This window comes from Arthrobacter sp. SAFR-044 (assembly GCF_051965175.1).
GTDB lineage: Bacteria > Actinomycetota > Actinomycetes > Actinomycetales > Micrococcaceae > Arthrobacter.
The window spans coordinates 51,316-75,263 of record NZ_JBQCMK010000011.1; the positions used below are offsets into that span (position 1 = coordinate 51,316).

23 protein-coding genes are annotated in these 23,948 nt (G+C 65.9%); 2 read left to right on the top strand and 21 right to left on the bottom strand.

The window, feature by feature from the left end:
* Positions 1-35: 35 nt before the first annotated feature.
* From ACTHQS_RS16525 to ACTHQS_RS16565, 9 genes are all read right to left on the bottom strand, one after another.
* Positions 36-1,457, bottom strand: a complete 1,422-nt coding sequence (locus tag ACTHQS_RS16525) for a sugar porter family MFS transporter (protein WP_440171103.1) — start codon at positions 1,455-1,457, stop codon at positions 36-38.
* The gene (locus ACTHQS_RS16530; RefSeq protein ID WP_440171106.1) at positions 1,454-2,329 is read right to left on the bottom strand and encodes a sugar phosphate isomerase/epimerase family protein; all 876 of its coding nucleotides are present in this window, start codon (positions 2,327-2,329) and stop codon (positions 1,454-1,456) included. Before ACTHQS_RS16530 ends, ACTHQS_RS16525 begins: the two co-directional genes overlap by 4 nt.
* Before the next feature lie 73 nt (positions 2,330-2,402).
* A complete protein-coding gene (locus tag ACTHQS_RS16535; protein ID WP_440171108.1) occupies positions 2,403-3,416 on the bottom strand; it encodes a Gfo/Idh/MocA family protein in 1,014 nt (337 codons plus the stop codon).
* Positions 3,417-3,446: 30 nt separating this feature from the next.
* Positions 3,447-4,358 (bottom strand): sugar phosphate isomerase/epimerase family protein, encoded by a 912-nt coding sequence (locus ACTHQS_RS16540; RefSeq protein WP_440171110.1) that lies wholly within the window; start codon positions 4,356-4,358, stop codon positions 3,447-3,449.
* 147 nt (positions 4,359-4,505) lie between these two features.
* The gene (locus tag ACTHQS_RS16545; protein WP_440171113.1) at positions 4,506-6,020 is read right to left on the bottom strand and encodes a CoA-acylating methylmalonate-semialdehyde dehydrogenase; all 1,515 of its coding nucleotides are present in this window, start codon (positions 6,018-6,020) and stop codon (positions 4,506-4,508) included.
* 32 nt (positions 6,021-6,052) lie between these two features.
* Complete coding sequence (gene iolD, locus ACTHQS_RS16550; protein ID WP_440171115.1) at positions 6,053-8,002, bottom strand: 3D-(3,5/4)-trihydroxycyclohexane-1,2-dione acylhydrolase (decyclizing); 1,950 nt, start codon at positions 8,000-8,002, stop codon at positions 6,053-6,055.
* A 29-nt stretch (positions 8,003-8,031) separates the two neighbouring features.
* A complete protein-coding gene (locus tag ACTHQS_RS16555) occupies positions 8,032-8,970 on the bottom strand; it encodes a Cgl0159 family (beta/alpha)8-fold protein (protein WP_440171118.1) in 939 nt (312 codons plus the stop codon).
* Positions 8,967-9,989: a 5-dehydro-2-deoxygluconokinase gene (gene iolC, locus ACTHQS_RS16560; RefSeq protein WP_440171120.1), complete on the bottom strand. Its 1,023-nt coding sequence runs from the start codon at positions 9,987-9,989 to the stop codon at positions 8,967-8,969. Before iolC ends, ACTHQS_RS16555 begins: the two co-directional genes overlap by 4 nt.
* A gap of 189 nt (positions 9,990-10,178) precedes the next feature.
* Positions 10,179-10,583, bottom strand: a complete 405-nt coding sequence (locus ACTHQS_RS16565) for a tautomerase family protein (protein WP_440171122.1) — start codon at positions 10,581-10,583, stop codon at positions 10,179-10,181.
* Between the two features lie 151 nt (positions 10,584-10,734).
* Between ACTHQS_RS16565 and ACTHQS_RS16570 the strand changes: the two genes are divergently transcribed.
* Together ACTHQS_RS16570 and ACTHQS_RS16575 are read left to right on the top strand one after the other, a co-directional pair.
* Positions 10,735-11,088: an ArsR/SmtB family transcription factor gene (locus ACTHQS_RS16570; RefSeq protein WP_440171125.1), complete on the top strand. Its 354-nt coding sequence runs from the start codon at positions 10,735-10,737 to the stop codon at positions 11,086-11,088.
* Between the two features lie 2 nt (positions 11,089-11,090).
* Positions 11,091-11,573 (top strand): SRPBCC family protein, encoded by a 483-nt coding sequence (locus tag ACTHQS_RS16575; RefSeq protein ID WP_159632825.1) that lies wholly within the window; start codon positions 11,091-11,093, stop codon positions 11,571-11,573.
* On the opposite strand, the gene ACTHQS_RS16580 is transcribed toward ACTHQS_RS16575, so the two are convergent.
* The 12 genes from ACTHQS_RS16580 to sucD all read right to left on the bottom strand — a co-directional run bounded on the left by ACTHQS_RS16580 (position 11,531) and on the right by sucD (position 23,946).
* Positions 11,531-12,346 carry a triose-phosphate isomerase family protein gene (locus ACTHQS_RS16580; protein WP_440171128.1) on the bottom strand — a complete coding sequence of 272 codons (816 nt, stop codon included), beginning with the start codon at positions 12,344-12,346 and terminating at the stop codon, positions 11,531-11,533. The two genes, ACTHQS_RS16575 and ACTHQS_RS16580, sit on opposite strands and share 43 nt — an antisense overlap.
* A 30-nt stretch (positions 12,347-12,376) precedes the next feature.
* Complete coding sequence (locus ACTHQS_RS16585; RefSeq protein ID WP_440171131.1) at positions 12,377-13,723, bottom strand: MFS transporter; 1,347 nt, start codon at positions 13,721-13,723, stop codon at positions 12,377-12,379.
* 83 nt (positions 13,724-13,806) lie between these two features.
* Positions 13,807-14,574, bottom strand: coding sequence for an SDR family NAD(P)-dependent oxidoreductase (locus tag ACTHQS_RS16590; protein WP_440171134.1), 768 nt, complete (start codon positions 14,572-14,574; stop codon positions 13,807-13,809).
* Positions 14,575-14,619: 45 nt separating this feature from the next.
* Positions 14,620-15,573, bottom strand: a complete 954-nt coding sequence (locus tag ACTHQS_RS16595; RefSeq protein ID WP_440171136.1) for a 3-hydroxyacyl-CoA dehydrogenase family protein — start codon at positions 15,571-15,573, stop codon at positions 14,620-14,622.
* Positions 15,570-16,064, bottom strand: a complete 495-nt coding sequence (locus ACTHQS_RS16600; RefSeq protein ID WP_440171137.1) for a ribose-5-phosphate isomerase — start codon at positions 16,062-16,064, stop codon at positions 15,570-15,572. The genes ACTHQS_RS16595 and ACTHQS_RS16600 overlap by 4 nt, the downstream gene beginning before the upstream one ends.
* Positions 16,065-16,072: 8 nt before the next feature.
* Positions 16,073-17,794 (bottom strand): dihydroxyacetone kinase family protein, encoded by a 1,722-nt coding sequence (locus tag ACTHQS_RS16605; RefSeq protein ID WP_440171140.1) that lies wholly within the window; start codon positions 17,792-17,794, stop codon positions 16,073-16,075.
* Positions 17,795-17,838: 44 nt separating this feature from the next.
* The gene (locus tag ACTHQS_RS16610; protein WP_440171142.1) at positions 17,839-18,837 is read right to left on the bottom strand and encodes a sugar phosphate isomerase/epimerase family protein; all 999 of its coding nucleotides are present in this window, start codon (positions 18,835-18,837) and stop codon (positions 17,839-17,841) included.
* Positions 18,838-18,968: 131 nt separating this feature from the next.
* Positions 18,969-19,658, bottom strand: coding sequence for a GntR family transcriptional regulator (locus ACTHQS_RS16615; protein ID WP_440171145.1), 690 nt, complete (start codon positions 19,656-19,658; stop codon positions 18,969-18,971).
* Positions 19,659-19,779: 121 nt separating this feature from the next.
* Positions 19,780-20,556, bottom strand: coding sequence for an SDR family NAD(P)-dependent oxidoreductase (locus ACTHQS_RS16620; protein WP_440171148.1), 777 nt, complete (start codon positions 20,554-20,556; stop codon positions 19,780-19,782).
* Positions 20,557-20,565: 9 nt separating this feature from the next.
* The gene (locus ACTHQS_RS16625) at positions 20,566-21,915 is read right to left on the bottom strand and encodes an MFS transporter (protein WP_440171151.1); all 1,350 of its coding nucleotides are present in this window, start codon (positions 21,913-21,915) and stop codon (positions 20,566-20,568) included.
* A 213-nt stretch (positions 21,916-22,128) separates the two neighbouring features.
* On the bottom strand, positions 22,129-22,860 hold the full coding sequence (locus tag ACTHQS_RS16630; RefSeq protein ID WP_440171154.1) for a FadR/GntR family transcriptional regulator: 732 nt from the start codon (positions 22,858-22,860) through the stop codon (positions 22,129-22,131).
* A gap of 183 nt (positions 22,861-23,043) precedes the next feature.
* Positions 23,044-23,946 (bottom strand): succinate--CoA ligase subunit alpha, encoded by a 903-nt coding sequence (gene sucD / locus ACTHQS_RS16635; RefSeq protein ID WP_018769572.1) that lies wholly within the window; start codon positions 23,944-23,946, stop codon positions 23,044-23,046.
* Positions 23,947-23,948 lie beyond the last annotated feature (2 nt).

Below are 23,948 nucleotides of genomic sequence, written 5' to 3' on the forward strand. Positions count from 1 at the left end.
GCCGGTTCCCTCCCCTTGACGGAGCACAGCAGTTGTCAGGCAGTGACGCGTTCTGGATGCCCCTGTGCCGTGGACTTGAAGTAGTGCTCCAGGTCTTCAAGGCTTTTGTCCTTGGTCTCGGGAACATATTTCGCGGCAAACGCAATGGCACCGAGGCCAAGGACGGCAAACACGAAGAACGTGTTGGAGAGGCCGATGGCCGCCAGCAGCTGCGGGAACCCGAACCCGATCAGGAAGTTGACGATCCACAGCAGGAAGGCCGAAGCCCCCATGCCCAGGCCGCGGATCTTCAGCGGGAAGATCTCCGAGAGCATGAGCCAGGTCACCGGGGAGATGGCGCCCTGCTGGAAGGCCAGGAACGTTACGGTGAGGGCCAGGATGACAAATCCCCGGGCGGAGCCTTCCGGCAGGATGAGGGAGAAGAAGCCGATCAGCAGCAACGCCGTGGTGGTACCCACCTGGCCGGTGATCAGCATCCTGCGGCGCCCCACCTTGCCCAGCAGCCAAATCCCGACGAATGTGGCCAGTACCGAGATGACTCCGTTGGCGATGTTGGCAGTCAGTGCCGCTTCACGCCCAAAACCGGACTGCGACAGGATCTGGGTCCCGTAGTACATGATCGAGTTCACGCCGGTGATCTGCTGGATCACCGCAAGGCCGAGCCCCACGACGAAAATCCGGCGGAGCCACGGAATGCCCAAGTCCTTCCAGGAACCCATTTTGGACTTGTAGTCCTCCACGGCCATGGCCTTGACTTCCTCGAACTCGGCCCGCGCTTCTGCCTGCGACCGGATCCGCTGCAGCACGCTGAGAGTCTCGCCAAAGCTGCCCATGGAGGCCAGCCAGCGGGGACTCTCGGGCATGAAGTTCATCCCGATCCACAGCGCGATGGCCGGCAGAGTGGCGATGACCAGCATCCAGCGCCAAATACCGTGTGATTCGCCGAACGAGTTGCCCAGGTAGGCGTTGAAGATGAACGCCAGCAGCTGCCCGGTGACGATCATGAGTTCGTTCTGGGTGACGATCCGGCCGCGCCGGTTGCTGGGTGATACCTCGGCCAGGTACACGGGAACCGTCACCGAGGCCCCGCCCACGGCGAGGCCCAGGACGAACCGGGCGGCGATCATCATCTCAGTGTTCGGCGAGAGTGTGCAGCCGATGGTGCCCACCAGGAAGATGACTGCCAGCACCATGATCATCCTGCGCCGGCCGTTGCGGTCTGCCAGCCGTCCGCCGAACAGGGCGCCGAAGGCGGCACCGAACAGCAGGGACGAAGTCACCAGGCCTTCGGTCAGCGGGGTGAGGCCCAGGTCCTCTTGCATGTACGGCAGGGCGCCGTTGATGACGCCCGTGTCATAGCCGAACAGCAGGCCGCCGAACGTGGAAATGATGGTGACCGTGCGCAGGGCCCGTCGATGGTTGCCGGCCCGCGGCGCGGTATGCGCAGGCGAACTCATAGGCTTACCTTTTGGACGTACTGCTTCATGGTTTCGAGCTGGTAGCGGGAGACCTCGTCGGCGTTCTCGTCCTCCGCGAACACACTGGACACCATGACGGTGTCGTCGCGGTCCAGGAAGCCGATCTCCTTCAGCCCGCCGAAGAATTCGTCCCAGTTAACGTCGCCGTCGCCGATCTTCAAATGCTGGTGGACGCGGACCGGGTTGCCCGGCGGGTTGGTGATGTACCGCAGGCCGTGCGAGGCGTGGTGGTCCATGGTGTCGGCCACGTGGACCAGGCGCAGCTTGTCGCCCGCGGCGCGCATGATGTCCAGCGGGGAGTTCTTCATGTGGAAGCTGTGCGACGCCACATAGACCATGCCCACGTTCTTCGAGTTCACGCCCCGGATCACGCGGATGGCGGCCAGGCCTTCTTCTACGAAATCGTCCGGGTGCGGGTCGATGAGCAGGTGGATGCCTTCCCGCTCGATGACCGGCAGCAGTTCCTCCATGGAACGGTAGAACGCCCGCTCGGACTCCTCCGCCTTCTCGGGCCGGCCGCTGAACTCGGTGTTCATGGTGCTGACGCCCAGGTCCACGGCGATCTGGATGGCACGCTTCCAGTAGCGCACGGCAGCTTCACGGGCGTCCTCGTCCGGACCGGACCAGCGGAGCACGGGGAGGATCGAGGCGATCTCAATCCCGGCATCCTTGCAGGCCCTGCCCAGTTGGCCCACCAGTTCATCGTCCGCTTTGGGGTGGTTGTAGAACGGGATGAAGTCCGCGTGCGGGGTCATCTGCATGTACTTGTAGCCGAGGTCCGCCACCACCCGGGGGAACTCCAGCAGGCTGTGCGAGTGGTGGAACGGGGTAGGGTCAAGTGCGATTTTCACGTAAACACTCCATTGTGGATCAGGAAGGGTGGAGACACGAAAGGGGGCGGATGGCTCCGCCCCCTTTCCGGTGCTACTTGTAGAGGTCGGGCTTGGGAGCCAGCTTCACGGCGACTTTTTCGCCGTTCTTCTGCGCTTCGACGCCTGCTTCGCAGCACGCGGCGGTGGCGTACCCGTCCCAGGCGGAGGGGCCACCGATTTCGCCCTTAAGTGCCGCGTCCACCCATGACTGGATTTCGACGTCGTACGCCGCGCCGAAGCGCTCCTCGAAACCGGGGGTGACGTTGCCGCCCCAGCGGCCCGAGCTCCGGGTATACGGGCCCTTGTCACCGCCAATGCTGACGATGCCGTCCTCGAAGGACGCCTGGGTGGCCACCTCATAGCCAAACTTGGCGTTGACGTAGATTTCGACGTCGGCCAGGACGCCGGATTCGGTCCCGAGCAGGACGTGCTGGGGATCGTGCTGGCCGGACGGCGCGTTCCTGGTGGCCTTGCCCAGGCGGACCTGGACGCTGGTGATTTCCTCACCGGTGAAGAACCGGATGGCGTCGAACTCGTGGACCACGGAGTCGTTGATGAGCATCTCGTTGGTGAAGCCCGCGGGGGTGCTCGGGTTGCGGTGCTGGTGGTGCAGCATCAGCAGTTCGCCCAGTTCGTGGTTGCGGATGATCGAGCCCAAGGTGGCATATTCGGCGTCGAAGCGGCGCATGAAGCCCACCTGGATCCGCTTGTGGCCCAGCGCCACCTCGGCCTCCACGATCTTCCAGGAGGATTCCGCGTCGGGGGTGAGGGGCTTTTCGCAGAGGATGGGGATGTCCTTGGCGAGGGCTTTGAGCAGGATGTCCTCGTGCAGGAATCCGGGGGTGGCGATCAGGACGGCGTTGACGTCACCGTTGTTGAGGGCCTCCTCGGCGTCGGCGAGGGCCACTGCTCCGGGAATGCCTTCGATGGCAGCCTGGGCGCGTGCCAGGTCCACGTCCACGACCGCGGCAACTTCGGCTCCGTGGATGCGCTTGCTGAGTCGCTGGATGTGGTCGGCGCCCATGCGGCCTGCGCCGACGACGGCAACGCGGAGGGTTTCAGTCATTGTTTTGTCCTTCTGGTGTCTGTGGCGGGATTAGCTGACGGCGGTGCGGGAGCCGCAGGACAGCAGGTAATTGCGGGTGCGCTTGGCGATCGGCATGGGAACGTCGAACGCCACGGGGTACATGTCCTGCTCCACGATGCCGAAGATGGGACGGTCCAGGGCTTCCACGGCTTCAATCACCGCGCGCAGGTCCGGCAGGCCGTTGGGCGGTTCGGTCATGACGCCGGCCAGGTTGGCAGCGGCCCACGTCATGTTCTCCTCGTTGACCTTCTTGAGGATGTCCGGGTTGATCTGCTTCAGGTGCAGGTAGCCGATGCGGTCCGGGTAGTTCTTGATCAGTTCCAGGCTGGAGGCGCCGCAGTACTCGGCGTGTCCGGTGTCCAGGCAGAGGTTCAGGTACTTCGGGTCGGTGGCCGCCAGCAGCGTCTCGATGTCCTCCTGGGCGCCAACGTGGGAATCGGCGTGGGAGTGGAACTGCTGCTTCAGGCCGAAATCTTCCAGGAGCGTCTTGCCCAGGCGGTTGTGTCCGGCGAACAGGTCACTCCAGGCCTTCTCGCTTAGCGTGCCGCTTTCCACGGCTTCGCCGGTGACGTCATCGCGCCACATCGCCGGGATGACCACGATGTGCTCACCGCCCATTGCTGCCGTCAGCTCGGCCACCTTGCGGGCCGGCTCCCAGGCGGTTTCCCACTGGTCCAGGCCCCGGTGGAAGGCCGTAAACACGGTGCCGGCAGTGACCTGCAGGTCACGGGCCTTGAGTTCCTCCGCCAGCCGGGTGGGGTCCGTGGGCAGGTAGCCGTACGGGCCCAGTTCGATCCACTTGTAGCCGGACTCGGCCACCTCGTCGAGGAAGCGTTCCCACGGGGTCTGCTTGGGATCGTCCGCGAACCAGACGCCCCAGGAGTCGGGCGCCGTGCCGATGATCAGCTTGTTTTCAGTCATTTGTCTTTTCCTTTGCATCGATTGCTCCGCAGGTGTCGTTTTGGACGCTCAAAACGGCGTTTACGGAGCAATCGACGGTAAGTGGTGGGTGGGCCCCCGCCGCCAGGGTTCCCTGGCCGAGCTTGCGAGGCGAGGGTGGCGGTGGGGTCAGTTGGAGGGGAAGTTGTAGGAGGCGCCGGAGGCGTGGTGGGTTTCGGGCCAGCGGGAGGTGACTACCTTGCCGCGGGTGTAGAAGGATACGCCTTCGGGTCCGTAGATGTGCTTGTCGCCGAAGAGGGATGCTTTCCAGCCGCCGAAGGAGTGGTAGGCCACCGGGACGGGCAGGGGCACGTTGATACCGATCATGCCCACGGTGACGGAGCGCTGGAACTTGCGGGCGGCGGCGCCGGAGGAGGTGAAGATGGCGGTGCCGTTGCCGTAGGGGTTGGCGTTGATCAGCTTGATGCCCTCTTCGAGGGTGTCGACGCGGACCACCACGAGGACGGGTCCGAAGATTTCCTCGGTGTAGGCGGTCATTTCGGTTTTGACGTGGTCCAGGACGGTGGGGCCTACCCAGAAGCCGTCTTCGTGGCCGGGGACGACGAGGTCGCGGCCGTCCACGACCATGGCTGCGCCGGCAGCTTCGGCTTCGGTGACGATCCGTACGATGCGTTCCTTGGAGGCGGGGGTGATGACCGGGCCCATTTCGGCGTCGGGTTCGGTGCCGTTGTTGACCTTCACGGCCAGGGCGCGTTCTTCGACCTTCTTGACCAGCAGGTCCGCGGCGTCGCCGACGGCCACGGCAACGGAGATGGCCATGCAGCGTTCACCGGCGGAGCCGAACGCGGCGGCGGCGAGGTGGTCGGCGGCGTTGTCCAGGTCGGCGTCGGGCAGGATGATGGCGTGGTTCTTTGCCCCGCCCAGGGCCTGGACGCGCTTGCCGTGCTTGGTGGCGGTCTCGTGGACGTACTGGGCGATCGGGGTGGAGCCGACGAAGGAGATGCCGTCCACGTCCGGGTGGGTCAGCAGCCCGTCGACGGTTTCCTTGTCGCCGTGCAGGACCTGGAAGACACCGTCGGGCAGGCCGGCTTCCTTCCAGAGCTTGGCCAGCAGCAGCGATGCTGAGGGGTCGCGCTCCGAGGGTTTGAGGATGAAGGCGTTGCCGGTGGCGATCGCCATCGGGGCCATCCACAGCGGCACCATGACGGGGAAGTTGAACGGCGTGATGCCGGCGACCACGCCGAGGGGTTCGCGGAAGTTGAACACGTCGATGCCGGTGGAGACCTGGTCGGAGTAGTCGCCCTTGAGCAGGGTGGGGATACCGCAGGCGTATTCGATGACTTCCAGGCCGCGGCCGATCTCGCCCTTGGCGTCGGAGAGGACCTTGCCGTGCTCGGCGGTGACGAGCTGCGCGAGTTCCTCGATGTGGGAAGCGACGAGTTCGCGGAACTTGAACAGCACGGCGGTGCGCTTGGCCAGGGAGATGTCGCCCCAGGTGTCGGCGGCCTTGCGGGCTGCGGCGACGGCGGTGTCCAGGTCGGCCCGGTTGGCCAGGCGCAGCGTGGCGGACACGGCACCGGTGGCCGGGTTGTACACGTTCGTGGTGCGGTCGCCCTGACCGGGGGTCTCGGCGCCGTCGATGAAGTGGTTGATAACCGTTGTTTCGGTGGTGGTGGCAGTCATGGGACTCTTCCTTGAGTAGTAAAAGAGAGGTTTTAGCCCAGCAGTTTGCGCTGGCGGTTCTTGTGGTCGGTGTAGGTCTGGAAGGCCTGTTTGGTGGAGTCCAGTTCGGAGACCTGGGAGACAGGGACGTCCCACCAGGACTCGGAGGACGGGGCGTCCAGGAGCGGGTCGGACTCGACGTGGATCAGGATCGGGCCGCTGTTTTCCGGGGCGGCCTTGGCGTCGCGGATGGCCTGTTCGAGTTCGGCGATGACCTTCTCGCCCGGTTCGATCCGGATGACCTTCACGCCCAGGGACTCGGCGTTCAGGGCCAGGTCCACGGGCAGGGTCTCGCCCTCGTCGAAGCTGTGCTGCCCCTCGTTCAGGGCCCGGTACTGGGTACCGAACCGCTGCGAACCCAGGGATTCGGACAGGGAGCCGATGGAGGCGTAGCCGTGGTTCTGGATCAGGACCACGATCAGCTTGATGCGTTCGGCGACGGCGGTGACCAGTTCGGTGTGCATCATCAGGTAGGAGCCGTCCCCCACCATCACGACGACGTCCCGCACCGGGTCACCCGACCCGCCTGCCGCCGTCGTACTGGCTGCTTCGGCGATCGCGGCGCGCTTGACGCCGAGCCCGCCGGGGATTTCATAGCCCATGCAGGAGTAGGCGTACTCGACGTGGTAGCCGAACGGGTCCCGGACCCGCCACATCTTGTGCAGGTCACCCGGCAGGGACCCGGCCGCGCAGATGACCACGTCGCGGGCGTCCATGGCCCGGTTGGTGGCACCGATGATCTCGTTCTGCGCCGGCAGCGGGGTGTAGCGGGTGTCGAAGGCCTCCTCCACGGTGGCGTTCCAGCGCTTCTTCTCCGCCGCGATCTTCTGCTCCAGGTCGGCGCCGACCCGGTAGCCGCCCAGGGCTGCGTTGAGCTTGACCAGGGCCTTGCGGGCGTCGGCGACGATCGGCAGGGTGGTGCCGTGCTTGTAGGCGTCGATCGGGGCGACGTTGATGTTCACGAAGCGCACGTCGGGGTTCTGGAATGCGGTCCGGGACGCGGTGGTGAAGTCCTCGTAGCGGGTGCCGATGCCGATGATCAGGTCCGCTTCGGCTGCGATGGCGTTCGCCGCCGTCGTGCCCGTGGAGCCAATGGCGCCGAGGGAGAACTGGTGGTCCCAGGGCAGGACGCCGACGCCGGCCTGGGTGTTGCCCACCGGGATCCCGGTCAACTCGGCCAGTTTGGCGAGTTCGTCGTTGGCGTAGGCGTAGAGGACGCCGCCGCCGGCGATGATCAGCGGACGCTTCGCCGCCTTGATGGCTGCGGCGGCGCGGGCGATGTCCTCGTCGTCGGCGTCGGGGCGGCGGATGCGCCATTCCCGCTCGGCGAGGAACTCGGCCGGGACGTCGAAGGCCTCGGCCTGGACGTCCTGCGGCAGCGAAATCGTGACCGCGCCGGTCTCGGCCGGGTCGGTCAGGACGCGCAGGCCGTGGTGGAACGCGGAGAACAGCTGCTCCGGCCGGTTCACCCGGTCGAAGAACTTCGACAGCGGCCGGAACGCGTCGTTGACCGTCAGGTCGTAGGCGTAGGGCTGCTCGAGCTGCTGCAGGACAGGGTCGGCGGCGCGGGTGGCGAACGTGTCCGAGGGCAGCAACAGCACCGGCAACCGGTTGGTGGTCGCCAGCGCGGCACCGGTCAGCAGGTTGGACGAACCGGGGCCGATCGAGGTGCTGATCGCGAACGTCTGGCGGCGGCGGGTGTGCCGGGCGTAGCCGACGGCCTGGTGGACCTGGGCCTGCTCGTTCCGGCCCTGGTAGTACGGCATGAGGGTGGGGTCCTGCTGCTGGTACTGCTTCAGCGCCTGGCCCACGCCGGCCACGTTGCCGTGCCCGAAGATCCCGAAGGTGCCCGGAATGAGCCGCTCACGGTACTCAACACCGCCCACCGTATCCACGGTGTACTGCTGGGAAAGGTATTCGACGACGGCCTGCGCCACCGTCATTCTGCGCGTTCCTGTTGTTGTGCCCATAGCTAGTTCTCCGGGAGTTCTGTGCTGTAGTGCAGGAGCGAGGCGGCAGCTGCGACGGCGCCGGCGACGTCCCCGTCCGCGGGGTAGAGCAGCGTCCGGCCAACGGTCAGGCCCTGGACACCGGGCAGTGCCAGCGCGGCACCCCAGGAAGCGAAGACCTCGTCCTGGGACCCGTCCGGGTCCCCGCCCAGCAGCACGGTGGGCATGGTGGTCGCGGCCATGACGCGTTCCATTTCCGCCACCACGGGAACCTTCATCCACGTGTACGCGCTGGTGGAACCCAGTCCCTCGGCGATCGCGATGGACTTGATCACCGCGTTGGGAGACAGGTCATTGCGGACCCGGCCGTTCTCCCGGACCGACAGGAACGGCTCCACCATGGCGATCAGCTTCCGCTCGGCCAGGGAGTCGATGGCCTTGGCAGTTGCCTCCAGGGTCGCCACCGTGTCCGGGTCGCCCAGGCAGATGCGGGTCAGCATCTTCCCGCCATCGGCGCCGAGTGCTTCCAGGGCGGCGGCGGTGTGGCCGGTGAACCGGTCATCGAACTCGTTCACCAGGCCGGAGAGGCCGCCGCGGTTCATGGAACCAAAAACGAGCTTGCCGTCCAGGGCGCCCAACAGGAGCAGGTCGTCCATGATGTCCGGGGAAGCCAGGACACCGTCGACGGCGGGGTTGGCCAGCGCGATCTGCAAACGGTCCAGCAGCTGCCGGCGGTCCGCCATGGCCACCGGGTCATCGCCCACGGCCAGGGCGCCCCGGGCCGGGTGGTCGGCGGCGACAATGAAGTTCTGCCGGCCGGCCTTCACGCCGGGGTGGCGGCGCCGGGCCTTCGCGGCGCGGGCCACGGCGTCCGGGTCTTCGAGGCGGATGGTGCTCAGGTGCTCGTAACGGCGCGGATCATCATCCACCACGTGGTTTGAGGCAATCGGGGTGAGGGTCACAGTGCTGCTCCTTCGGTGGCAAGCTGCGAAACGCCGGGCACTGCGCCTGGCACAATACGGCCGCGTTCGGCCAGCAGGGAGGTGACCTCGTCCGGCGTCGGCATCGCATCCGCGCAGGACAAGCGGGAGGCGACGATGGCGCCGGCGGCGTTGGCGTAGTCCAGGACCTGGGCCAGCGGCCAGCCGGCAAGAAGCCCGTGGCAGAAGGCGCCACCGAACGAATCGCCCGCACCCAATCCGTTCAGGGTCTCGACGGGGACCGGGGCGGAGACCACGCGCTCGGTGCGGGTCTTGGCCATCACGCCTTCGGCGCCGAGTTTGACGACGGCGATTTCCACGCCGGCAGCGAGCAAACGGTCCGCCTGTTCGTCGGGGGTGCCTTCACCTACGGCGACGGCGCATTCCTTGTCATTGCCGATCGCGACCGTGACGTGCGGCAGGATCTTGGCCACCTCTGCGCGGGCCTCGTCCTCGGACGCCCAGAACATGGGCCGGTAATCCAGGTCCAGGATGGTGAACTGTCCCTCGGCCAGGTCGGTACGGGGACGGGCTTCATGGGCGGCGAGGTGCGCGGAACGGGAAGGTTCCTGGCACAGGCCGGTCACGGTAGACCAGAAGATGCCGGCCTCGCGGATGGCGTCCAGGTCCAGCTCTTCAGCCTTGATCTGCAGGTCCGGCGCCGTGGGGAACCGGCCGTAGAAATACAGCGGGAACTCGTCCGTGGCCGGCTTGATCGCGCAGAAGGTCACCGCCGTGGGCCAGTCCTTCACCGGCGTGACGAACGTGTCGTCCACGTTGAACTTGCGCAGCTCGCGGTGCAGGTACTCCCCGAACGGGTCGTCCCCGGTCCGGGTGATGACACCCGTCCTGCGGCCATGGCGGGCAGCGGCAACAGCGACGTTCGACGGTGAACCGCCAAGGTATTTGCCGAAGGAATTAACGTCCTCCAGGCCAACCCCGATGTCGTTCGGGTAGATATCAACGCTGATGCGCCCGATCGTAAGAAGCTCGTGGGTCACGGGAATCGTGGACCTTTCTGGTGTGGAACTCGGATCCTTTGAAGAGCAGGAGTTCCGGGACTGGCAGGCCGTGGCGTGGGCCACATGCACTACTTTGCCCTAGATCCAATGTCCTGTCAAAGGTTTGTACTGACATGCTTACAACAGAAGTTGGAGGCACCCGTCCCCCATTCAACGGGTGCGTTTGCGCTACTTCTTCGGGACCGCCAACTCGCCTGTGACGTACTGCGCCCTGCCGAACCCGAAGGACCAGTCGCCGGCAGTGTTTTCGACATAGCCAATGAAGACGTCCTGGCCGGCAACCCCCACCGCGGCGAGCTTTTCGGCCACTGCGGCAAAGAGCCGTTGCTTGGCCTCCTGGGACCGACCGCCCTGGGTAAAGATCTGGATCATCACCACTCCCCCGGTGCGTTCAAAGCCCAGCCCGGCATCCTGGGCGAAGATCTGGCCCTGCGGGTGCTCGGTAAGGATGTGGAAGTAGTCCCGCTCCGGGATGCCGTACTCCGCGAGGATGGCGTCGTGGATGCCGCGGCTCAACTGCTGCAGATCCTCGGCGGTGCGTCCTTCATTGACGTCAACGCGAACAAGCGGCATGAATCTTCTCCCTCAGATAGTTTGTACTGACATACTAACAAACTGCATTTCAGGAATACAAGACCTCTTGCGCGGCGCGCAGCAGCAGGGCTACCATTAATCAACCACAAGGTTGATAAACGAAACAATTGATTACAAGAGGGGCGGAAGGGTGTCTGATGATGACGCGGCTTTGGACGTGGCTTTCCTGGCCCTGGCCGACCCCGTCCGTCGACGCATCATTGCCCGCTTAAGCCGCGGCCCGGCCACCGTCAACGACCTGGCCGAACCCTTCGAGATTTCCAAGCAGGCCGTCTCGAAGCACATCCAGGTGCTCGAGCAGGCGCAGCTGGTTACCCGCAGCAGGGACGCCCAGCGCCGGCCCGTCCATCTGAACCCCGCACGGCTGGAGGCGCTCACCGCCTGGATCGACCAGTACCGGCTGGTCCGCGAAGGGCAGTTCCGCAGCCTCGATGCGGTGCTTGAATCCAGCGCCGGGCAAGCGGCGCCAAAGGCAAAGGACTGAAAATGACCAACCAACTGAAGATCACCGCCCCCGAGGGACTCCCCTACATCGACTTCGAGCGGGAGTTCGATTTTCCGGTGGCGGACGTGTTCCGGGCGCATAAGGACCCCGAACTGGTGGCCCAATGGCTCGGCCCGCGGGGCATGAAGATGGAGATGGACCACTACGACTTCCGCACCGGAGGAAGCTACCGGTACATCCATACCGGCCCGGAGGGAGTGCCATACGAGTTCCGCGGCATCTTCCATACGGTGCGCGAGAACGAGTTCGCCCTGCAGACCTTCGAGTTCGGCGGCTATCCGGACTCGGTGAGCCTGGAGTCCATGACATTTGAGGAGCTCGACGGCGGCCGGTGCCGGCTGCGGGGCCACGCCATGTACCAGAGCATGGAGGCACGCGACGGCATGCTGCACTCCGGTATGGAGGGCGGCATGTCCGAAGGCTATGAGCGGCTGGACGAACTGTTGGCGGGCGCGTCGGTCTGACGCAGCAGAAGGGCTTCGTCCAGCACGCGGCCAAGGTTGGCGGCATCATGGGCGAAGCGGCCCAGGAAGAGTCCGCCGGCGGCGGGCAGCCGCGGAAGCAGGCCGGGCCCGGCGCTGCCGCCGTAGATCAGCGGGCAGGCCGAGCCAAGCTCCTCACGGATCCGCGCCAGGACGGCGTTGACGTGGTGCGGCGGGGCGGGCTCCTGCGCACCGATGGCCCAGACGGGCTCGTAGGCCAGGACCACACGGTTCAGCAGGGCCGGGTCGCCGTCCGTGGCGGCACGGACCTGCTCCACACAGAAGGCGGCGGCAGCTCCGGCGTCGAGCCTGTCCGGCTCGCCGATGCAGAGCAGCGGGGCCAGGGACTGGCCGACGGCGGCACGCACCTTGCGTGCCACCACGGCATCGTCCTCACCGAACAGCCGGCGGCGCTCGGCATGGCCGATCTCGACGAGTGAGACGCCGAGTTCGGCCAGCATGCCGGGGCTGACTTCCCCGGTCAGCGGCCCGTCGCCCCAGGCGCAGTTCTGCGCTCCAAGCAGCACGGGTGACCCGGCCAGGATCCGGCCGGCGGCCTCGAGGAGCGGGAAGGACGGGATGACGAAGACCCGGACCGGGGCGCCTTCGGCGGAATCCCCGAGTCCGGGCCTCTCGTCAACAATGGAACGCACCTCCGACAGCCACCGCAGGCTCGTTTGGTAACCCAGGTACATCTTGGTGCTGACACCGATGTAGAGGGGGCCTTTGCCTGTGCTGCTGCCGGAGGTGCTCATGGTATTCCTTGCGTGGATAGTGCGGCGTGCTCAGTCGAGCAGGTCGTCGGCCTTGTTCTTGAACCGCCTGGTGGCGAACATCATCGCTGCCGCCACGAACGGCAGGACACCCAGGGCATAGACGCCCATTGAGCCCGTTGGCGACTGCGTGGCCTCGTTGACCGCGGTCCGCAGGATGGGCGCCACGAAGCCACCCAGGTTGCCCAGGGAGTTGATCAGCCCGATGCCTGCCGCAGCGGCGGATCCGGCCAGGAACGCGGTGGGATAGGACCACACCACGGGACCGACGGCCAGGAAGCTGCAGACAGCCAGGGTAATGAAGATCATGCCCAGGACCGGCTGGTGGTTGGTTCCCGCCCAGGCCGAGCCGAAGATGCACAGGCCGGTGGAGATGAACAGGATGGTGCCGAACTTGCGGCGCTTGGCCACGGTGTCTGCGGCCTTGCCGATGAAGTAGCAGGAGAAGATGCCGAAGAACCACGGAACGGCGATCAACAGGCCCACCGCGAGTCCCACCTTCTGCCCGGTCAGGGATGACACCTGCTGCGGCAGGAAGAACGTCACACCGTAGACGGCAATCTGCAGGCAGAAGTAGATGACGGTGAAGTACCAGACGCGGCCGTTGCGCATGGCGGCGAGGATGCCGCGGGGGCCGGTCTCGTCCTTGATGGTGTCCTCCAGCGCCATGACCTCCTTCAGCGCGTACTTTTCCTCGCTGTTGAGGAACTTGGCCTTTTCCGGCCCGTTGATGAGGAAGAAGAAGGCCGCAATGCCTGCCAGGACGGCCAGGAGGCCTTCGACGAAGAACATGACCTGCCAGCCGCGCAGGCCGGGCACCTGGTCGCCAATGTTGATCAGCCAGCCGGACAGCGGGTTGCCAATCATCTGGGAGAACGGCTGCGCAAGGTAGAAAATGGCGAACATCTGGACACGCACCTTGTTGGGGAACCATTCGGCAAGGTACATGATGACGCCGGGGAACAGCCCGGCCTCGGTGACGCCGAGGAGGAAACGCAGGACCACGAACGAGGTCTCGCCCTGCACGAACGCGAAGCACGCCGAAACGATGCCCCAGGTGATGGCGATACGCGCCAGCCAGATCTTGGCGCCCACCTTCTTGAGCAGCAGGTTGCTGGGGATTTCGAAGATCGCGTAGCCAATGAAGAAGATGCCGGCGCCCAGGGCGAAAGCCGCGGCGGACACCCCCTTGTCCGCACCCAGTGCCGCCTCGGCGAAGCCCACGTTGGTGCGGTCAAGGAATGACACGACGTACAGGATGACCAGCATCGGCATGAGCCGGCGGGCCGCCTTGGAAATCGCGGACTTCAGGACCGGACGGGCCAGAAGTTCCTTGGATGTTGCGGTGGTTTCTGACACAACACTCTCCTTCGAGTGGTGACGTTGGTGTTTCCCCGCGGGCCGGCGGCCCGCGGGACTTATGGCATCCCGCGTGGGTGCCGTCAGTGCATGTACAGGCCGCCGTCGACGTTCAGCGTCTGGCCCGAGATGTAGCCGGCGTCCTCGCCGATGAGGAAGGAAATGGCCGCCGCGATGTCGCGGGTGGTGCCCACACGGTTCACCACCAGATCCTTCACGAGTTCATCCTTGCGTTCCTCGCTGAGGGTGCCGCCCATGATGTCGGTGTCGATCGGACCGGGTGAGATGGCGTTGACCGTGATGTCGTACTCGCCCAGTTCCCGGGCGGTGGCGCGGGTAAGGCCAATGACGCCGGCCTTCGCCACGGAGTACGGGGTCTTGCTGAAGGTTCCGCCACCGCGCTGCGCGGAGACCGAAGAGATGTTCACGATCCGGCCCAGCCGGTTTTTGGCCATTGATTCGGCCGCACGGCGGGTAGCGTAGTGGACGCCGTTCATGTTGATGTTCACCACGCGGTCCCACTCGGCGGCGTCGAGTTCCAGGTAGGGAACCGGGGAGCTGACGCCTGCGATGTTCGCCAGGGCCACCAGCTGGGGAAGCTCGGCCTCGATCTCGTCGATGGCGGCGCGGACCGAGGCTTCGTCGCCAATGTTGGCTCCGGCTCCGTGGGCCTTGACGCCGTGCTTTTCGGCCAGTTCCTTGGCCAGGTTCTTGCTGGCGGCGTCGTCAAGGTCGATCACGCCGATGTTCCAGCCGCGCTCGGCGAGGTAGTCCGCGGTGGCGCGGCCGATGCCGCGTTCGGAGACTGCGCCGGTGACGATCACCGTGCGGTCTGCGGGAAATGCTGTCATGAAGTGTTCCTTCTGATGGGGGCCGGCGGCCTGCAGTCCAAAAACTCAGGACAGCGGGGCCGGGCCCAGTTCCTCAACGAGCTTCTGCATGGCGACGTACGCCTTGTTCCGGTAGGCAACCAAGGCTGCCGTGCGGTCGGCGGGGACGTCGAGGAAACCCGAACCGGTCTTGGTGCCGAGCTGGCCGGCGTCGACCTTTTCCTGCAGGATCTTCGGGGTGGCGAACCGTTCGGGGAAGCCGGTCTGCAGCGACTTATAGCAGAAGGCGTAGACGTCCAGCCCTGCCATGTCCGCGATGGCGAAGGGACCGAAGAACGGGAGGCGGAAGCCGAAGGTGGTGCGCACCAGCGTGTCCACGTCCTCGGCAGTGGCGATGCCTTCCTCCACCACTTGTGCAGCCTCGTGGAAGAGCGCGTACTGGAGGCGGTTCAGCACGAACCCGGTGACGTCCTTGACGGTGGCGGTTTCCTTGCCGGTCTCCCCCACGATGGTGCGGGCGGCCTCCACGGTGGCCTCGGAGGTCCCCTCGTGCGGGATGACTTCCACGCCGGGGATGAAGGGCGCGGGGTTGGAGAAGTGGACGCCCAGGAAGCGCTCCGGGCTGTCCACCACCTCGGCCAGCTTGGCGATGGAGATGGTGGAGGTATTGGAGCCGATGATGGCGTCGGGACGGGCGGCGGCGCTGATCCGGCCGAGGGTAGCGTGCTTGATCTCGAGGACTTCCGGCACCGCCTCCTCGATGTACTCCGCGTCCGCCACCGCTTCTTCGATGTCCTTGGCGGCCCAGAGGTTCTCCTTGAGCAGGTCCGTGGCGTTGGCAGGGAAGAGGCCGGCTGCCACGAATTCGTCGGATTCCTTCAGCAGCCGTTCGTAGTTGCTTTGGGCTATTTCGGCCGAGACGTCGGCCAGGGCCACGCGGGCTCCGGCGAGTGCCAGGACCTGGGCGATGCCGCCGCCCATGTAGCCTGAACCGACGACGGCGATTTTACGGATGCTCATTTGGTTTCAAGTCCTTCCGACGCGCCCTCATAGGAGCAGATGGCGTCTACTTTGGCCGCGGATGCGGAGTTTTCATCGAAGCGGTAGTTGAGCCACTCGCCCACCAGCTTCTTGGCCAGTTCAAGGCCGATGACGCGCTGGCCCAGGGTCAGCACTTGGGCGTTGTTGGACAGCACGGAGCGTTCCACGGAGTAGCTGTCGTGGGCCGTGACCGCCCGGATTCCCGGTACCTTGTTGGCCGAAATGGCGACACCGAGGCCCGTCCCGCAGATCAGCAGGGCGCGGTCGGCTTCACCGGCGGCCACCTTGCGGGCCGCGGCGACGGCCAGGTGCGGGTAGGCAGTGGTGTCGTCGGCGCCGACTCCCACATCCTCCACGGAAGCGACCCGGGGGTCCGCCTCCAGCAATTCGCGCAGGGCGTTCTTGTATTCGACGCCGGCTTCGTCATTGCCGACGACGATGCGCCAGCCTGGCTGGGTGTTCTCAGTCATGGGTCTCCTTAGTTGCTTTCGATCGAGGCGGCGTACTCGGCCACCCGGCGGGCGATGAGGCCGAAGGACACTGCCCCGGGATCGGGGTGGCCCAGGCTCTTTTCCGCCAAAGGCCGGGCGCGGCCTTTCTTCGGGCTGAGCGCGGCAGTCGCGTCAGCGGCCTCTGCCGCCGCCTGCGCTGCCGCACGAAGGCTGCCGGCCAGGCTGCCGCCGTCGTCAATTGCCTTGGTGAAGGTGTCGGCGAAGGGAAGCAGCGCGTCCACCATGGTCTTGTCTCCGGCTTCGGCCTTGCCCAGGGTGACAATGGCGTCGCGGAGGGCGTTGACGGCTGCAGCTGCGTCTGCGGCAGTGTAGGAATCCTTGCTGCCCAGGGTCCTTCCGACAGCGGTGACGGCCGCGCCCCAGAGGGCACCGGAAGTGCCGCCGGCACGTTCGGCCCACTGCTCCCCCGCCGCCGCGAGGAGTTCCTCGAGGCCGGCGCCGGCAGCGTGGGATTTTTCAGCGGCGGCGACGGCGGCATCCACCCCGCGGCGCATGCCGATGCCGTGGTCCCCGTCCCCGGCAATGGCGTCAAGCTTCCCGAGTGCCTCTTCGTGTTCGACGACGACGGCCTGGGCCTCCTTCAGGGCGCCCACCGCGGTAGCCGCCAGGGCGGTGGAGGCTGCCGTGGCAACCAGCGCCGGAGTAGCTTCGGCGTCTTCCAGGGCCTCCAGCGAACGGGCCCGGCGGGGAGCCAGGTTGCCCTTCCGGAAGGCGGGGGTATCAGCCGGCGCGGCCCAGAATTTCTCCAGTTCCTCATCCAGCCAGAACAGCGTCAGGGACAGTCCGGACATGTCCAGGCTGGTCACCAGTTCGCCGCATTCGGGCTCCACGATCTCAAGTCCGGCTGCGGTCAGCAAGGCCTCGATTTTGCCGAACAGCAGGAAGAGTTCGTCGTACTTGACCGTGCCCAGGCCGTTGAGGATGGGCACCACCCTGGTGCCCGCGGCGTGGGGCCTGTCCTTCAGCAGCCCGTCCACCAGCAGCTTGGCAAGCTCGCTGGCGGTGGGCAGCGGCTGCTCCGAAATACCCGGCTCGCCGTGGATGCCAAGTCCGACGGACATCATGCCGTCGGGCACCGTAAACAGGGGCTCCCCTGCTCCGGGCAGGGTGCAGCCGGCGAAGGCCACGCCGAGCGAGCGGGTGTGGAGGTTGGCCTTGATGGCAAGGCGCTCCACCTCGTCCAGGTCCAGGCCGGCTTCCGCCGCCGCCCCGGCCACCTTGAAGACCGTGAGGTCGCCGGCGATGCCGCGGCGCTTGCCGATCTCTGCGAGCGGGGCGCTGGCGATGTCATCGGTGACCAGGACGGTCCGGGTTTCGATGCCCTCGGCGTTCAGCTTGTCCTGCGCCTGGCCGAAGTGGAGGACGTCACCTGCGTAGTTGCCGTAGCTGAGCAGGACGCCGCCGCCGGCCTGGGAGGCCTTGGCCACGCGGTACACCTGCCCCGCCGAGGGGGAAGCGAACATGTTTCCACAGGCACTTCCGGCCGCGAGTCCGGCACCCACCAAGCCGGCAAAGGCCGGGTAGTGCCCGGATCCGCCACCGATGACCAGCGCCACCTGGCCCTGCGGAGACTCGGTGGAGCGGACCACGCCGCCATCAACGCGGGCCACGTACTGGCGGTTGGCGGCGACGAAGCCGTCGAGGGCGTCGTCTGCAAACTGCGCTGGATCGTCAAATATCTTTGTCATGATTCCTCGTTGAACCGGTTGGGTCGGCTGGGATGCCTGGCGGCTTAGCGTGCTGGAACCGCTGCGGGTGCCTGCCGGCCCTGGGCCACGAGGCTGGTGCCCACGGCGTAGCCGTCGCGCTTGGGCAGGACCTGGCGGCGCAGGTAGTCCTGGTTGGCGGCGGTGACGCTCAGGCCGTCGCCACCGTAGTGCTCGGTGCAGATGACGCCCTGGAAGCCGACGGAGATGGCGAACTGGAAAGCCTCGCGGTAGCTGATGAGGCCGGATTCCATGGGGGCCGGCATGGCCACGTACTGGTTCCGGGCCTGGTCCTCATCGCGGATGTAATTCTTGACGTGCCAGTAGTTGGAATACGGCAGGGTCTTGTGTACCAGTTCGCGCCAGTCCTCGATGGGACGGTGCAGGCGGATCAGGTTGCCCAGGTCCGGGTTCAGTCCAACGTTGGCAAGGCCGATGTCCTGGACGAGCTGCACGGAGGAGTCCCCTGTTCCCAGGTACGTGTCCTCGTACATCTCCAGGGACACCAGGAGGCCGAGTTCGGCGGCGTGCTTGCCCACCTCGCGGATGCGGGTGACGGCGTTGTTCCACGCTTCTTTGTCCCCCACGGGGTCCTTGTGGCCTTCGACGGTCCAGAACCACAGCTGCTTTTTCTGCTCCGGGGTAATGGCTTGGTGCAGCCCGATGGAGACAACCTCACAGCCAAGCTGTGCGGCGGCCTCGATGGTGCGGTGGGTGTAGGCCAGGTTGTCCTCCCAGTTGCCCTCTTCGATCACGCTGCGGCGGATGGCAGAGATGGAGGGCAATCCAAGGCCTGCGGCGGTGGCTGCGGACTTCAGCTCATCGAGGCGTGCGCTGGAGAGGTCACCGGGGCGGACCCAGCTGTCGGTGAGGTCCGCGTTGGTGAAGCCGGCGTCGGCCACTTCCTCGAAGACCTGCTGCCAGTCACTGGCAGGGGCGTCCTGGACGGCGGTTCCATCGGGTTTGGTTCCGGGGAACTGCAGCAGGGCTGCGGCGATGGGCCAGTTTTCGGCTGTGTACGGCATTGTCACTCCAGATCTAGAATCGCATTTCCTATAGGATCTACGCTGCTTGGGGATCCTGTCAAGGGTTGGTTTGTGGACTCCAGCTGTGGAGTCCAGGAAGGAAGGGGCCGGTCCGGCCCCTGGGCGTCCTGCTAGCTGCGGACTTCGCTGTCGTGCTGCGAGCGCTGCTTAACGCCCTCGATATGGTCGATCATTTTTTGGCGGGCGAGCTCGGCGTCGCCTGCTTCAATGGCTTTGAGGATCTCAGCGTGTTCGGCGATGGCGTAGTCGGCGTCGGTCACGCCCAGGCCGCCGAAGAAGCGGAAACGCTGCACCTGGCCGCCCAGCGCGTTGTAGGCGGACAGCAGGAACTGGTTATCCGCGGATTCGGCGATCAGACGGTGGAAACGTTCGTCGGCCTCCCAGTAGGCACGGAACTCGGCAAACGACGGGCCTCGCGGCGCGGCTTTCAAGTCCTCGATGGCCTGCTGGAGCTGCCCTGTCAGCTCCTGGTCTGCGTGCTTGCAGGCCATGAAGGCGTTGGCGGGTTCGATCACCAGCCGGGCGTCCATCAGGTCTGCCAGCTCTTCCGGGGAGAACAGCGGGGCCACGCGGTAGCCACGCAGGGCCATCCGCCGGACCATGCCGGTGGCCTCCAGCCGGGCAAGCGCCTCCCGTACGGGCGTCGGTGAGACGTCCAGTTCCCTGGCCATCCCGTCGATACTGACCGGCGTGCCTGCTTCCAGGCGGCCGTCCATCAGGGCAACCAAGAGCGCCTCGTAGACGTGGTCGGCGAGGACCTGCCTGCTCACCCCGCCGGTGGCTTGGTTCTTGGTTGCCATGTAGAAATCCTATAGCCGCTGAAGGGGCGGGACGTTGCGGAGGACGGCGCTCCGGAAATGGTGCCGTGCGGGGGTAATCCGCACGGCACCATTGCGCAGTGGGTCAGGAACGCAAGGAGCGTCAGGAGACCTGCAGGCCGCCGTTGATGTCATAGGTGGCGGCAGTGATATAGCCCGCATCCTCGCCCAGGAGGAATGCAATCAGGGCAGCCACTTCCTCGCGGGTTCCTACGCGGCCCATCATGATCCCCTCGGACATCTGGGCTTTGCGCTCATCGCTCAGCGTTCCGCCCATGATGTCCGTGTCGATCGGGCCCGGCGCGATGGCGTTCACGGTGATGTTGTGCTCGCCCACTTCACGCGCCAGCGCACGGGTAAACCCGAGGATGCCGGCTTTGGAGGCACTGTAGGCAACCTTGGAGTAGGTTCCTCCGCCGCGCTGGGCGGAGATGGAGGAGATGCTGACAATCCGCCCCAGTTCCCGCTCGATCATGCCCTTAAGGACGCGCTGGGATACCACGAAGGTGCCGCGCATGTTGATGGCGAAGACCTTGTCCCATTCCGCCACGGTGGTTTCCATGAAGGGAGTGGGGGAACTGATTCCGGCCAGGTTGACCAGTCCCACGATGGGCGGAAGGGACTGCTCGATCTCCGTGATGGCCCGGTCCACCGACGCCTCGTCCGAGACGTCGGCGCCCACTCCGATGGCCTTGACGGCACGGCTGGAGCCAATTTCCGCCGCTGCCGCCTGGGCGTCTTCGGCGTTGATGTCCAGGATGGCGATGGACCAGCCCTCGCTGGCCAGGCGGTCGGCGGTTGCGCGGCCGATGCCGCGGGCCGATGCCGCCCCGGTCAGGACCGCGGTACGTTCTGCGGGGAAAGTGTTCTGAGTTGTCATTGCTGTTTCCTAGTGGGTTTCGGCGGCAGGAACGGTGGCTCCGGGCGCGGAGACACCTTCGGGCCGCTTGCGTGCGTAAAGGTAGGTGGCGACGGCGGTCACGGCGAGGCAGGCGGCCAGGAAGACCAGGCCGGTCTGGCTGTTTCCGGTGGCGTCCTTGAGGATGCCCACGATGTAGGGGGCCACGAAGCCGCCCAGGTTGCCGAGCGAGTTGACCATTGCCAGGCCAGCGGCTGCCGCGGCACCGGTGAGGGCTGCGGAAGGCATGGCCAGGAAGGGCGCAATCGCGGAGTAGATGCCCATGGCCGCGAGGGTCAGGAAGACCATGGCGAGCACGGCGTTGACGGGGAGCAGGAACCCTGCGCCCAGGAGGCCGATGGCGGCGAGCACCATGCTGACGGACGCATGCCAGACGCGGTTGCCGGTGCGGTCAGAGCGCTTGCTCCAGAAGTAAACGAACACCGCGGCGATGGCGTACGGGATGAAGACAATGAATCCCACCTGCGTTGAGTCGAACTTCCCCAGTGCCTTGACGATGGTGGGCAGCCAGAGCCCCAGGCCGTAGATGCCGCAGACCAGGCCGAAGTACAGCGCGGAGTAGGCGATGGTGCGGGGGTCCTTCAGGCCGGCAAGGAAGTTGTGGTTGCCGGCCTTTTGCTTGTTGGCCAGTTCCGCGGCCATGGTGGTGGAGAGCCATTCGCGCTCTTCCGGCTTGAGCCACTTGGCGTGTTCCGGGCGGTCCGTCATGACGAACGGCGTGATGATGCCCAGGATGATTGCGGGGATGCCTTCGAGGATGTAGAGCCACTGCCAGCCGTGCAGGCCGGCCAAACCTTCCAGGTTCAGGAGCATGCCGGACACCGGTGCACCGAGGGCGTTGGAGATGGGCTGGGCGAGGATGAAGATGCCAAGCACCGTCACCCGCTGGGCGGCCGGGAACCAGAGGGTCAGGTAGAAGAGGATCGCCGGGAAGAAGCCGGCTTCGGCCGCGCCAAGGAGGAAACGGATGACGTAGAAAGTGGCCTCGCCGTTCACCAGGAACATGGCGGTGGCGAAGATGCCCCAGCTGATCAGGATGCGGGCGATCCACTTGCGGGCGCCGAAGCGGTACATGCCGCCGTTGGAGGGGATCTCCAGCAGGGCGTATCCCAGGAAGAAGATGCCGGCGCCCAGGCCGTAGGCGGCCTCGGTCAGGCCGATGTCGCCCTGCATGCCGAGCTTGGCAAAGCCCACATTGTTCCGGTCCAGGTAGGCGACGAAGTAGAGAAGGACGATCAGGGGCATCAGCCGCCGGCGTACCTTGCGGAGGGTGGTCCTGCCGAGTTCGCTGAGTGCGGGGGCGGTAGCACGGGAGGTCATCGGGTGCCTCCCGTCGTGGTGCGGGGACCCTCAAAAGGGGAATGCGCGCGCATGAAGACTCCTTTGGCTGGCGGCATTTTGGGGGGTGATATCAGATGTCTGATGTCTGACTGAGATTCTAGTCACAGGTCCATGCGGCCGTCAACACAAGCGAAGCACCCTCGGGTCCAGGAGGGAAGGCGCGGCGAACCCGGGTCCGCGGGGGCGGCATGCCTAGCGGGCAGTGGTTCCCCGGCGGCTGGACATGGCAAGGAACTGCTCGTAGTCCTCAAAGGTCTGCGTGATATGGGCGTCCATGGTGGAGCGCGCCGTGGCAGGATCACCGGCAGCGATGGCGGCAAGGACCATCTTGTGGTGATGGATGGCGTGGCGCTGAACGTCCGGAAATGCGGAGGTTTCCCTGCGCATGGCGTACAGCAGGGTGGAAAGCTGGCCCAGCAGTGCGGGTACGAACGGATTGCCGGACGCCCGCAGCACGGTGTCATGGAAGGCGATATCGGCCACTGTCAGCGCATCGACGTCTCCGGCCTGGTGCGCCGCTTCCATTTGCTCCACGCTGTCCTGCAGGGCGGCAAGGTCAACGGGTCTATGGCGGGAGGCCGCGAGTTCTGCTGCCCCGGTCTCCACCATCCGGCGGACCTCGAGCAGGCGAAGTGCCACCTGGTCCGAGGCCACTCCCCTGGAGGCTGCGCGCATGATGGCGTCCAACCCGGTCCAGCGCTCGGGCGGATTGACGAACGTGCCCAGGCCGCGCTTGACGTAGACAACATCCTGCGCTTTGAGCACCTTCATGGCTTCCCGGGCCGTCAGCCTGCTGACACCCGATTCCTTGGCGATATCAGCCTCCGGCGGCAGGGCGTCGTCGGCCTTTATGTCCCCGCTGATGATGTGCTCGAGGACCTTGTCAACGACGGCGTCGACCAGAGTGGGTCGCTTTTCTGCCATCGTCATTCCCCTGCCTGCGCGCCCAAGGCGCCCCGATTTTCCTTCCCCAACATTACTCGACCGGGGTGGGCAGGCGCCGCCCGCCGTCGTCGTCATTCGTTAAACAACAAACGCGGGGCCACCCGTAAGTCCGTCCCGTGGAGGGGGAACGGACCGGGGTGGCCCCGCGTTGCGACGTATTGCCTACAGGGCTGCGTAGACCTCGCGGAGCAGCTTGGCGGTCTCGGACGGCGTCTTGCCGACCTTTACGCCGGCAGCCTCGAGGGCTTCCTTCTTGGCCTGTGCGGTACCGGCCGAGCCGGAGACGATGGCGCCTGCGTGGCCCATGGTTTTGCCCTCGGGCGCGGTGAAGCCGGCCACGTAGCCGACGACCGGTTTGGTGACGTTGGCCTTGATGAAGTCGGCCGCACGCTCTTCGGCGTCGCCGCCGATCTCGCCGATCATGACGATGGCCTTGGTCTCGGGGTCAGCCTCGAACGCGGCCAGGGCGTCGATGTGCGTGGTGCCGATGATGGGGTCGCCGCCGATGCCGATGGCGGTGGAGAAGCCCAGGTCGCGCAGTTCGTACATCATCTGGTAGGTCAGCGTGCCGGACTTGGAGACCAGGCCGATGGGGCCCTTGCCGGTGATGTTGGCGGGGGTGATGCCAACCAGTGCTTCGCCGGGGGTGATGATGCCGGGGCAGTTCGGGCCGATGATGCGGGTGACCTGGTTGCCGTCGGCGTCCACCTTGGACTGGGCCAGGGCCCAGAATTCGGCCGAGTCCTGGACGGGAACACCTTCGGTGATGACCACGACCAGGCCGATGCCGGCCTCGATGGCTTCGACAACGGCGTTCTTGGTGAAAGCCGGCGGCACGAAGACGATGGAGACGTCGGCGCCGGTTTCAGCCATGGCTTCCTTGACGGTGCCGTAGACGTTGATTTCCTTGTCGCCGTGCAGGACCGTGGTGCCAGCCTTGCGGGCGTTGACGCCGCCAACGATGTTGGTGCCGGCCTTGAGCATCAGGGCGGTGTGCTTGGTGCCTTCGCCGCCGGTGATGCCCTGGACGATGACCTTGGAGTCTTTGTTCAGATAGATAGACATGG

Coding starts and splice junctions, on each gene's coding strand:
- ACTHQS_RS16525 (WP_440171103.1), bottom strand. CDS start 1,457: ATGAGTTCGCCTGCGCATACCGCGCCGCGGGCCGGCAACCATCGACGG.
- ACTHQS_RS16535 (WP_440171108.1), bottom strand. CDS start 3,416: ATGACTGAAACCCTCCGCGTTGCCGTCGTCGGCGCAGGCCGCATGGGC.
- ACTHQS_RS16540 (WP_440171110.1), bottom strand. CDS start 4,358: ATGACTGAAAACAAGCTGATCATCGGCACGGCGCCCGACTCCTGGGGC.
- ACTHQS_RS16545 (WP_440171113.1), bottom strand. CDS start 6,020: ATGACTGCCACCACCACCGAAACAACGGTTATCAACCACTTCATCGAC.
- iolD (WP_440171115.1), bottom strand. CDS start 8,002: ATGACGGTGGCGCAGGCCGTCGTCGAATACCTTTCCCAGCAGTACACC.
- ACTHQS_RS16565 (WP_440171122.1), bottom strand. CDS start 10,583: ATGCCGCTTGTTCGCGTTGACGTCAATGAAGGACGCACCGCCGAGGAT.
- ACTHQS_RS16575 (WP_159632825.1), top strand. CDS start 11,091: ATGACCAACCAACTGAAGATCACCGCCCCCGAGGGACTCCCCTACATC.
- ACTHQS_RS16580 (WP_440171128.1), bottom strand. CDS start 12,346: ATGAGCACCTCCGGCAGCAGCACAGGCAAAGGCCCCCTCTACATCGGT.
- ACTHQS_RS16590 (WP_440171134.1), bottom strand. CDS start 14,574: ATGACAGCATTTCCCGCAGACCGCACGGTGATCGTCACCGGCGCAGTC.
- ACTHQS_RS16595 (WP_440171136.1), bottom strand. CDS start 15,573: ATGAGCATCCGTAAAATCGCCGTCGTCGGTTCAGGCTACATGGGCGGC.
- ACTHQS_RS16600 (WP_440171137.1), bottom strand. CDS start 16,064: ATGACTGAGAACACCCAGCCAGGCTGGCGCATCGTCGTCGGCAATGAC.
- ACTHQS_RS16605 (WP_440171140.1), bottom strand. CDS start 17,794: ATGACAAAGATATTTGACGATCCAGCGCAGTTTGCAGACGACGCCCTC.
- ACTHQS_RS16610 (WP_440171142.1), bottom strand. CDS start 18,837: ATGCCGTACACAGCCGAAAACTGGCCCATCGCCGCAGCCCTGCTGCAG.
- ACTHQS_RS16615 (WP_440171145.1), bottom strand. CDS start 19,658: ATGGCAACCAAGAACCAAGCCACCGGCGGGGTGAGCAGGCAGGTCCTC.
- ACTHQS_RS16620 (WP_440171148.1), bottom strand. CDS start 20,556: ATGACAACTCAGAACACTTTCCCCGCAGAACGTACCGCGGTCCTGACC.
- ACTHQS_RS16625 (WP_440171151.1), bottom strand. CDS start 21,915: ATGACCTCCCGTGCTACCGCCCCCGCACTCAGCGAACTCGGCAGGACC.
- ACTHQS_RS16630 (WP_440171154.1), bottom strand. CDS start 22,860: ATGGCAGAAAAGCGACCCACTCTGGTCGACGCCGTCGTTGACAAGGTC.
- sucD (WP_018769572.1), bottom strand. CDS start 23,946: ATGTCTATCTATCTGAACAAAGACTCCAAGGTCATCGTCCAGGGCATC.